The organism is Chlamydia sp. 17-3921 (genome assembly GCF_902705545.1).
Taxonomy (GTDB): Bacteria; Chlamydiota; Chlamydiia; order Chlamydiales; family Chlamydiaceae; genus Chlamydia.
Map to the genome: position 1 here is coordinate 48,836 of NZ_CACSHH010000008.1, position 8,333 is coordinate 57,168.

Genomic DNA, 8,333 nt, shown 5'->3' on the forward strand with positions numbered 1-8,333 from the left:
ATAACTTTATACAGCTGCTCGACGACGACGACGCTTGGTTGCCGTATTTTCCTGAGTTGTTGCTTGAGGTTCTTGCCAATAGAGAATTCTCGAACAGTGTTCACAAAAGATCAATCGATCTTTTTTTCTTACAAGATTTTCATGTTGTGGCGTTAAAACAATATGGCAACCACTACAAACACGATTTTCTATAGGAACTAAAACTCGATCTTTTTTATTTTTAAGAAGACGTTCATAGATATGAAAAAGCTCAGGATCTGTAATATTTTTAAGTTCCATACGCTCTTTTAAAAGAGTTCTGCCTTCTTCATTAATCTTTTTAATGCTTTCACAAATCTCTTTTTCGATAATATCACTGCTATTTTCTGTAGAAGCTAGACTCTCTTTTAAAGAAACTATAAGATCTTCTCCGCTAGTTTGCTTATCCATAAGATCACTGAGTTGATGCTCTAGGGCTCTACGTTCTTTATTAGCCGCAGTCATTTCCTGAGTCAAAGCGTTAAACTCATCCATTTTTTTTACTGCTGCTTGTTGTGACTCAAGTTTATTGATTTGCTCAGAAATTTCTTGAATTCGGTTTTCACCTTCTTTAATTTGATGTTTTAAACTTTCCATCTCAGTTTCTTTTTCTTGAACCTTTCTGCGAATGTCTGTTTTGAGCAATTGAACTTTAGAAAGTTCTTTTTGATGCTCTTTTTTAACACGCATGAGACGAATCATTTTGATGTCGAGTTCTTGAATGGCCAGGATACTTTGAAGGGCGTCGTGCATGAAAATTATTCCTTGCTTATGGTTCCTAAATGACCGTAAAATCGCGAGCTTTAGAAGCTATACATGTGAAGAAAAAAGCTAGTTTAGCTCTTTTTTAGCAAGAAGTAAAGCTCCTTTTTTCTCTGAAAAAGAAATTTTCGATACTTAGTAGGAATCTTTATAAAAATCTGATTAGATTTTATTAAAGAGCCCAAGTGTTCGTAGATGTAGAAAGTCCTTCTGCTAGAGGAGAAAAGGGGTCTTGAAGTAGGACAAGAAGTTGGCTTGTAGGATATTTTTGGGCTGTATTATGAACTGCCTCTATTAATGCTTTTTTGCAAAATAAATTACACTCCATGGGCCATTCGTAAATTCGACCTTTTTGCGGGCTTTTATCTTGTTGAGGAACTTCATAAGTTGAAGAAAAAAGAGGTAAAGCCACGACTACGACTTTAGCTTGAACAGCAGCTTCTAAGGCCTCTTCATAAGCAAGTAATGCTCTATGATAATATCCTTCAGCAGCATTTTCATCTTGCTGAGGGAATTCATCTAAACTAGGTCCTCGAACGTGGCCTAGGTGAGATGGAATCTGTTCTTTGTTATTGATTTGTGGAAGGGTTTTTGTGAATTCTGTGTATTGGGTAAAGCGGGCTTCTGTTGGGAGGAAGGGCTCCGGAGCTTTTGTTGATAAACCTCTTGTATCACACCTATGCCAATCACCGTATTTCATTGCTGTAGAGTAGAGAATACTGGATAAATTTGTTGCTACATTAGAAATTTTCCCCTCTTTTGGATCAACGACATTGAAAATCATTCCTTCTCTTCCCGGGGCTTTGACACCTCTAATGGTTGCAAGAAGTGCGGGACTAAAAGCGAGTTTATAATCTCCCTGTATACCTAAGTTAAATTTAGGATTAGCTTTTACTTGATAAAAAGTAAAGTCGCCTTGTTTGGTTATGAAATTTCTAAGAACTGCTTGAGCAGGAATTTTATTAAAATAATTTTCTAGAGATTTTTCCCAATCCGAAGAAGTTTTTGCAGTTAAATGAAGGTAAGTTATAGCAGCAACAACGGTAAAAAGCGCTGTGGCTATAAAGAAGATAAGAAATACAGGGTTTGCAAAAACTACGGAGAGAGCTACCCCTAAAACACAGGTTATGGTAGCTAAAGTTCCCAGAATACCCAAGCATGTGATTTTAGCTACTTGTTTTTGTTTTTGTATTGAGAGTTCTTTTTGAGAAAACTGAATAGCTGTGGGTGTTCCTCCGGAAGGAGGTGTTAAAGAAGGTGTTTTTGTCATGCTGAATTTATAATGTTTTTAATTTCTAATATAAAAAAATCATTATAAACTTTTTTGGGTTTTTTTCTTATATTGGTCTAGGGCTTTAATTCAGAGAGGGATGGGGTTTTAGGTTTTGCAAGAGAGGGGAGAACTTTTAAAGCTACGTAAACCTCGTAAATCATCTGTGACAATAGGTTTCTTATAATAAGAATCAGAGCAGGAAGGATAAGGAGAGAGAGGAAGTATAGATGGTGAATGCAAAAACCTAGTGTTAATGAACTTCCCACAAATGTTATTAAAGCAAGGCTCGTAAGAGATATGGTTATTAATACCTTATATAACTTTTTTCTTGACTCACTTTTTGGAGGAAATAAAGAGACTGTTTGGAGAGAAGGCGCATATTCTGTGCTAATAGGGGAAGTCATTCTATCCATTTCATACAAACTACGAGGACACTATTTTATATAGAGAAATGTTTTGTGTCATTGGTAAGTATCCCAATGTTTTAATAGTTTTGCTTGTGTACAGAAAATAGTTTGAAATTCCTGAAGTGTGATAGGCCCTTGACACCAGTGATGCTTTTGAGGCAGTTTCGGGAAGATTTTAGAATAGGCTCGTACAGATGAAGGGCTTGTAAGGATAATATGGTCATAGTGAGTAAAAAGAGATTTATTTAGTGACCGAGGCTTTACTGAGTAATGAGGATAGGAATAAAAATTTTTGTTTGTTTCTATAAGAAATTTTTTAATAACCGGGCGTGCTAGTGCTGAATGTGGGTAAAGAAGAAAAGCATCTTTTGGTAGAGCTTTTATAATAGAGAAGAAACCTTCACTTATTTCTTCTGTAGCTAAAGAAATTTGTGCTTTAGGAAGAAGAGATTGAATTCTTTTTTTTGTAGCTTGTCCGAGACAGAGGTAAGACTTATTATTGAATAGTGCTTTTGGAAAGGTTTTTAGCATTTTTGAGAGAAATAAAACTGATGAAGAAGGGCTTGTTAGAATAATATGTGTTGCAAGAGGAAAATAGTATTGGGCTTTTTTGATTTGAGGAGAGCTTTTAGCGTAAGGGGTAATTTGGAGGATTGGGAAAAAGTGTGCCTGATAGCGTTGGGCTGTATAGTGGTTGAGCCCTAAATAAAGTGTCATGGGGAAAAAGTCTTTTTCGAGAAAGTTTGAGATTTATGCTATGGTGAATTGTATTTTGTGTCTTTTAAAGTTTTTTGGCTTAGTTGACATTTTTCGGTTTGAGAGTTAGGCTGATTCTCTAAGCCATAGTTGATGGAGTTTTTAAAGTACAGAGTTGTACAAAAAGCTCTCAGAAACACGTCGAAGTAATGGTTACACTAATGCATAATTTCTTAGAAAGTTCTTCTGATGAAAAACGTAAAGAATTAGCTATTACAGCATATTCTGCTGCTTTAGCTCATCTTCAAAATTGTTTTCCTTCTATTGGACAAAGAATCGTTAATGAATTAAGAAGTCAGCGTTCTTGTTTGAAAATGATTGCTTCTGAAAATTATTCCTCTCTTTCTGTTCAGTTGGCTATGGGGAACTTGCTTACAGATAAGTATTGTGAGGGAAGTCCATTTAAGCGATTTTATTCTTGTTGTGAGAATGTTGATGCTATTGAATGGGAGTGTGTAGAGACGGCCAAAGAGCTTTTTTCTGCAGAATATGCTTTTGTTCAGCCTCACTCAGGTGCTGATGCTAATTTGCTAGCTGCTATGGCAATACTTACTCATAAAGTTCAAACGCCAACTGTTAAAGCCTTAGGGTATAAAACGGTGAATGATCTTTCAGAAGAAGAATACCTTCAATTAAAGACTGAACTATCTTCTTGTGTTTGCTTAGGACCATCTTTAAATGCTGGTGGGCATTTAACTCATGGGGGTGTTCGGATGAACATCATGTCCAAGTTAATGCGTTGTGTTTCTTATGGCGTAGATTCTAAAACAGAATGTTTTAATTATTCTGAAATAGCTTATTTAGCTCGGCTTTACAAGCCAACGGTATTAATAGCTGGTTACTCATCATATTCGCGTAGATTGGATTTTGCAATATTGAAGCAGATAGCTGAAGATTGTGGAGCCGTTTTATGGGTAGATATGGCGCATTTTGCAGGCCTTGTTGCTGGAGGCGTCTTTGTTGGAGTAGAAAATCCAATTCCCTATGCGGATATTATTACAACAACTACACATAAAACCTTACGAGGACCTCGTGGCGGCCTTGTTTTGGCTTCTAAAGAATATGAGAATATTTTGAATAAAGCGTGTCCGTTAATGATGGGTGGACCCTTACCTCATGTGATTGCTGCTAAAACTATAGCTTTAAAAGAAGCATTGTCTGTAGATTTCAAGAAATACGCCCACCAAGTTGTAGATAACTCTCGTAGGTTGGCAGAATGCTTTAAACGAAAGGGTTTGCGCTTACTAACAGGTGGAACGGACAACCATATCATTGTTATTGATTTAAGTTCTTTAGGTCTTCCTGGAGGGATTGCAGAAGATGTTTTGAGTTCTGTAGGAATTGCTGTAAATCGGAATGCCCTGCCTTCAGATGCTATAGGAAAATGGGATACTTCTGGTATACGCTTAGGAACTCCAGCATTAACGACTTTGGGAATGAACGTAAATGAGATGGAAGAAGTTGCTGAGATCATTATAAAAGTACTGCAAAATATTTGTACAAGACGTGGAGATAGCGGCAAAGATGAGGGAGAACTTTCTGAAGATATTGCAGAAGAGATTAGAGAGAGAGTTAGTGATTTATTATCGCGCTTCCCCCTCTATCCAGAAATTAATTTAGAAACATTAGTTTAGTTAGGAGATTGTTATTCTATGCCTGATGGAGAAGTTTTGAGATTACGTGATTTTTTAGAACAGAAAATTTTAACTACTCGTCGGGTGTTTTTTTCTGAACCTGTAACAGAAAAAAGTGCTGCAGATGTCATTCGTAAGTTATGGTATCTTGAGATAACAGATCCTGGAAAACCCATAACCTTCGTGATTAATAGTCCAGGAGGGTCTGTAGATGCAGGATTCGCTGTTTGGGATCAGATAAAAATGTTGACGTCTCCGGTAACAACTGTTGTTACTGGTTTGGCCGCATCTATGGGCTCTGTTTTGAGTTTATGTGCTGCTCCAGGACGTCGTTTTGCAACTCTTCACTCTAGAATTATGATACACCAGCCTTCCATTGGTGGTCCAATTACGGGACAAGCAACGGATTTAGATATTCATGCTCGGGAAATTCTTAAAACAAAAGCACGTATTGTGGATGTTTATGTAGAAGCAACTCAACAGCCAAGAGATGTAATAGAGAAAGCTATAGATAGAGATATGTGGATGACAGCCAATGAAGCCAAGGATTTTGGTTTGTTAGACGGAATTCTTTTCTCCTTTAATGACTTATAAACATTATGTGTACTCTGGGTCGGGCAATCGTTTTCTTTTGAGCGAGGAATGCTTATCCATTTCTGCAATCCGTTTATTTTGTGCTCAAGTGAAAGTAGATGGATTTTTGTTATTAGAATCTTGTCCCACGGCAGACGCTAAGCTTACAATTTTTAATTCTGATGGTTCGTGTCCCGCAATGTGTGGGAATGGACTACGTTGTGTTATAGCCCATCTTTCACAAAAACTAGGGAAATCTAATATTTCCGTCATTACAGATAATGGTAGATATTCTGGAACGTTTTATTCTTGGAATCGAATCTCTGTAGATATGACTTTGTCAGATTGGAAGTTTGCTTCTTACAAAATCCAACATGAGATTCAAGAACTTCCTGAAGAAATGTTTTTTATTGATACAGGAGTTCCTCATCTGGTTCTTTTTGTTTCTGAAATTTTCTTAGCAGATATTGATGTTTGGGGACGTTCTCTACGTTATCATCCTAAATTTTTTCCTGAGGGAGTAAATGTTGATTTCGTAGAAATTCTTGAAAACCAGCAATTACGCCTACGGACTTACGAACGTGGATTGGAAAGGGAAAGTGTAGCTTGTGGAACAGGAGCTGTTGCAGCTGCACTGGTTGCTGTTTGGCGTAATCTGTTAGAAAAAGATGAGATACTTGTCCATATGTCCATGGAAAATGTAAAAATTTTATTTGATACTAGTCATGTTTTTTTAGATGGATCTGTAGTACCCGAGCATGTTTATTCAGATGTACTATAATATTTTATTATCTTATTTATAATTATTTTGTTATTCTATAGTTTTATTTATGTTTTACTAGTGTTTTTATTGTGTTGGTTTCTGTAACTAACAAATACTCTTTTAAATCTTATCTTGAAGAAATGAGAGAAAGCTTTTCTTTAAGACTAAAAAAAGCCGGTTTAATATGTATTGCGACAACTTTGATCTGTTTTTTGATCGCAATCTTCATTCAATTTGGGTTAGGGATCGGTTTAATTGGAGTCGGACTTATTCTGAGTCTTTTTGTTATGGAATACGTCATCAAGTTTACGATAGCTTTAGTACTACTTGTTCTTTTTTGCATATATAAAATTTGATAAAACCCTTTACTCAAGAAACTCTGTTCACGATAGCTATTATTTGGGAATTCGTCCTTGGAATTTAACAAGAAGCCATGTTCCTTCGACTGTTGATGTATATGATAAAGATCTAGCTTCAGCTTTTAGTAAGTACAAGCCTGAAGATTTTATTTTACTCAAAATTTCACTGTTAATGGAACATTTCTGTGAAACAGTTCCTACTGAGATGCTAGTAACCAATGGAACTATTTTAAGGGATTTTCGACCTAATCCACGCTCTTTGTTTCTGCCTGTTCCGAAGATAAAAGATTATCCTCATGAATTAATTTGCGAAGCTTATCGGAGCGATGCTGATGCGCATCAAGGAATACTAGACTGTTAAAAAAAATAGCTACAGATTTGAATTTAGAGGTTTTAAAACTGGTCCCCAGCTGTATGATAACTACAGAATACCCTACTTCTACAAAAGATCGTGGAAGACAGGGTTTAGTGCGAGTATATTACGAAGAACCCAAAGATAATTTTGTATTTTTAATTCCAAATTATCGTTTGCCCCAGGGACCTCTATACATCTCTGAGAGAGAGGTTAGTCAAAATCAAAAAATATGCCAAGGTCTTGAAGAATTACTACAACTTTGTCTGCATCGTAAAGCTTTTTGTACATTAAGATGGGACAATATTTATTTAGATACCTATCCGTGGTCTCTTATTGATGAACCAGTGTTCCTTCGAGTTCGTTCTTTATCTCCACAAGTAACAAAACAACATCCGGGAATTGGAATTGCTGGAGAAGCTTTGTCTCAATGGGCTTCAGTCATGGGCAACAAGCAACAAGTAGAATGGCTTCGAAATCGCATAGATTCTTTGATGGTTCCACACAGTTTAGGAAGTGAAGATGCAGAAATTATAACATTAAATCGAGACTCTTCTTTGGATCGCCGTCTTGCAGTTTTTGATGATTCTAAAGTTCAAGAACCTTCTGTTTGTCTTACATCTTTTGAAAAAGAGTATATTCTTTATTGCCTACAGGAACGTGAAATTCTATTAGAAAAGCTAGATACATACGCCAGTTGTTTATCTAATAATTCTTCAATAGCAGCTTATTTCGACGAAAAAAAAGCTCTCTTCTTATCCTTGTATAACAGTAGAAAGGAGAGAAAGGCCCTTATTTCTCGGTACTCTGATAAAACACAGCCTCGAGTAAGTGACGCTATGTTAAAACATTGTATACAGTGGTTAAAAGAGCTTGTTGATACGTCTTCTGGAAAGAATTCTTTGCAGAAATCTTTACAACTCTGTAAGCATCTAGCTTCTGCACAGGGGACGTGCGTACTTGAACCCGGCATTGAGTCTTGGTATTGTAGTGTATCTCAAAAAAATGAGTTGAGGCTGCTTTCCAAATTCTTTGTAAAGCAGGAGTTATTAACTCTGTTATTGGAGCTAAAAAATCAGGAAAACTTACTATCCTAGCCTAAGTGTTTTTATAATTCTGGATAGATCTTGCTCTCTATCTACAATTTTTCTATAATCGCGATTTATGATCGCATATCCTGTACCACAAAGCCCTCTTTTACTTCGAGCTCTTCGCCTCATGGACGCTTTCTCAAAGTCTGACGATGAGCGTGATTTTTATTTAGACCGTGTTGAGGGGTTTATTCTTTACATAGATTTAGATAAAGACCAGGAAGATCTTGATAAAATTTATCAAGAGCTAGAGGAAAACGCAGAACGCTATTCTTTAATTCCAAAATTAACTTTTTATGAAGTTTAAAAAATTATGGAAACGTTTATTAATGAAAAGATCTACGA

General features: G+C 36.3%; 8 protein-coding genes and 1 pseudogene. 6 read left to right on the forward strand and 3 right to left on the reverse strand.

The genetic code is table 11. The features are described from left to right. Positions 1–6: 6 nt before the first annotated feature. The 3 genes from cdsZ to JMS40_RS02505 all read right to left on the reverse strand — a co-directional run bounded on the left by cdsZ (position 7) and on the right by JMS40_RS02505 (position 3,177). Positions 7–771 (reverse strand): zinc ribbon domain regulatory protein CdsZ, encoded by a 765-nt coding sequence (gene cdsZ / locus JMS40_RS02490; RefSeq protein ID WP_201456698.1) that lies wholly within the window; start codon positions 769–771, stop codon positions 7–9. A 181-nt stretch (positions 772–952) separates the two neighbouring features. Continuing rightward, positions 953–2,050 (reverse strand): hypothetical protein, encoded by a 1,098-nt coding sequence (locus tag JMS40_RS02495; protein ID WP_201456699.1) that lies wholly within the window; start codon positions 2,048–2,050, stop codon positions 953–955. Between the two features lie 464 nt (positions 2,051–2,514). Further along, complete coding sequence (locus JMS40_RS02505) at positions 2,515–3,177, reverse strand: uroporphyrinogen-III synthase (protein WP_201456701.1); 663 nt, start codon at positions 3,175–3,177, stop codon at positions 2,515–2,517. Positions 3,178–3,365: 188 nt separating this feature from the next. Here JMS40_RS02505 and JMS40_RS02510 point away from each other — a divergent pair, with 188 nt between their 5' ends. From JMS40_RS02510 to JMS40_RS02535, 6 genes and pseudogenes are all read left to right on the forward strand, one after another. Beyond that, positions 3,366–4,850 carry a glycine hydroxymethyltransferase gene (locus JMS40_RS02510; protein WP_201456702.1) on the forward strand — a complete coding sequence of 495 codons (1,485 nt, stop codon included), beginning with the start codon at positions 3,366–3,368 and terminating at the stop codon, positions 4,848–4,850. An 18-nt stretch (positions 4,851–4,868) separates the two neighbouring features. Beyond that, a complete protein-coding gene (locus JMS40_RS02515; RefSeq protein WP_201456703.1) occupies positions 4,869–5,444 on the forward strand; it encodes an ATP-dependent Clp protease proteolytic subunit in 576 nt (191 codons plus the stop codon). After that, entirely contained in the window at positions 5,434–6,204 is a 771-nt protein-coding gene (gene dapF / locus JMS40_RS02520; RefSeq protein WP_201456704.1) for a diaminopimelate epimerase, read from the forward strand. The genes JMS40_RS02515 and dapF overlap by 11 nt, the downstream gene beginning before the upstream one ends. A gap of 381 nt (positions 6,205–6,585) precedes the next feature. Then, a complete protein-coding gene (locus JMS40_RS02525) occupies positions 6,586–6,906 on the forward strand; it encodes a hypothetical protein (protein ID WP_201456705.1) in 321 nt (106 codons plus the stop codon). 53 nt (positions 6,907–6,959) lie between these two features. After that, positions 6,960–7,994, forward strand: a complete 1,035-nt coding sequence (locus tag JMS40_RS02530; RefSeq protein ID WP_201456706.1) for a hypothetical protein — start codon at positions 6,960–6,962, stop codon at positions 7,992–7,994. A gap of 67 nt (positions 7,995–8,061) precedes the next feature. Beyond that, positions 8,062–8,292 (forward strand): annotated as a pseudogene (locus tag JMS40_RS02535) (UPF0158 family protein); the annotation flags it as partial. Positions 8,293–8,333: the final 41 nt, after the last annotated feature.

Coding starts and splice junctions, on each gene's coding strand:
- cdsZ (WP_201456698.1), bottom strand. CDS start 771: ATGCACGACGCCCTTCAAAGTATCCTGGCCATTCAAGAACTCGACATC.
- JMS40_RS02495 (WP_201456699.1), bottom strand. CDS start 2,050: ATGACAAAAACACCTTCTTTAACACCTCCTTCCGGAGGAACACCCACA.
- JMS40_RS02505 (WP_201456701.1), bottom strand. CDS start 3,177: ATGACACTTTATTTAGGGCTCAACCACTATACAGCCCAACGCTATCAG.
- JMS40_RS02510 (WP_201456702.1), top strand. CDS start 3,366: ATGGTTACACTAATGCATAATTTCTTAGAAAGTTCTTCTGATGAAAAA.
- JMS40_RS02515 (WP_201456703.1), top strand. CDS start 4,869: ATGCCTGATGGAGAAGTTTTGAGATTACGTGATTTTTTAGAACAGAAA.
- dapF (WP_201456704.1), top strand. CDS start 5,434: ATGACTTATAAACATTATGTGTACTCTGGGTCGGGCAATCGTTTTCTT.
- JMS40_RS02530 (WP_201456706.1), top strand. CDS start 6,960: ATGATAACTACAGAATACCCTACTTCTACAAAAGATCGTGGAAGACAG.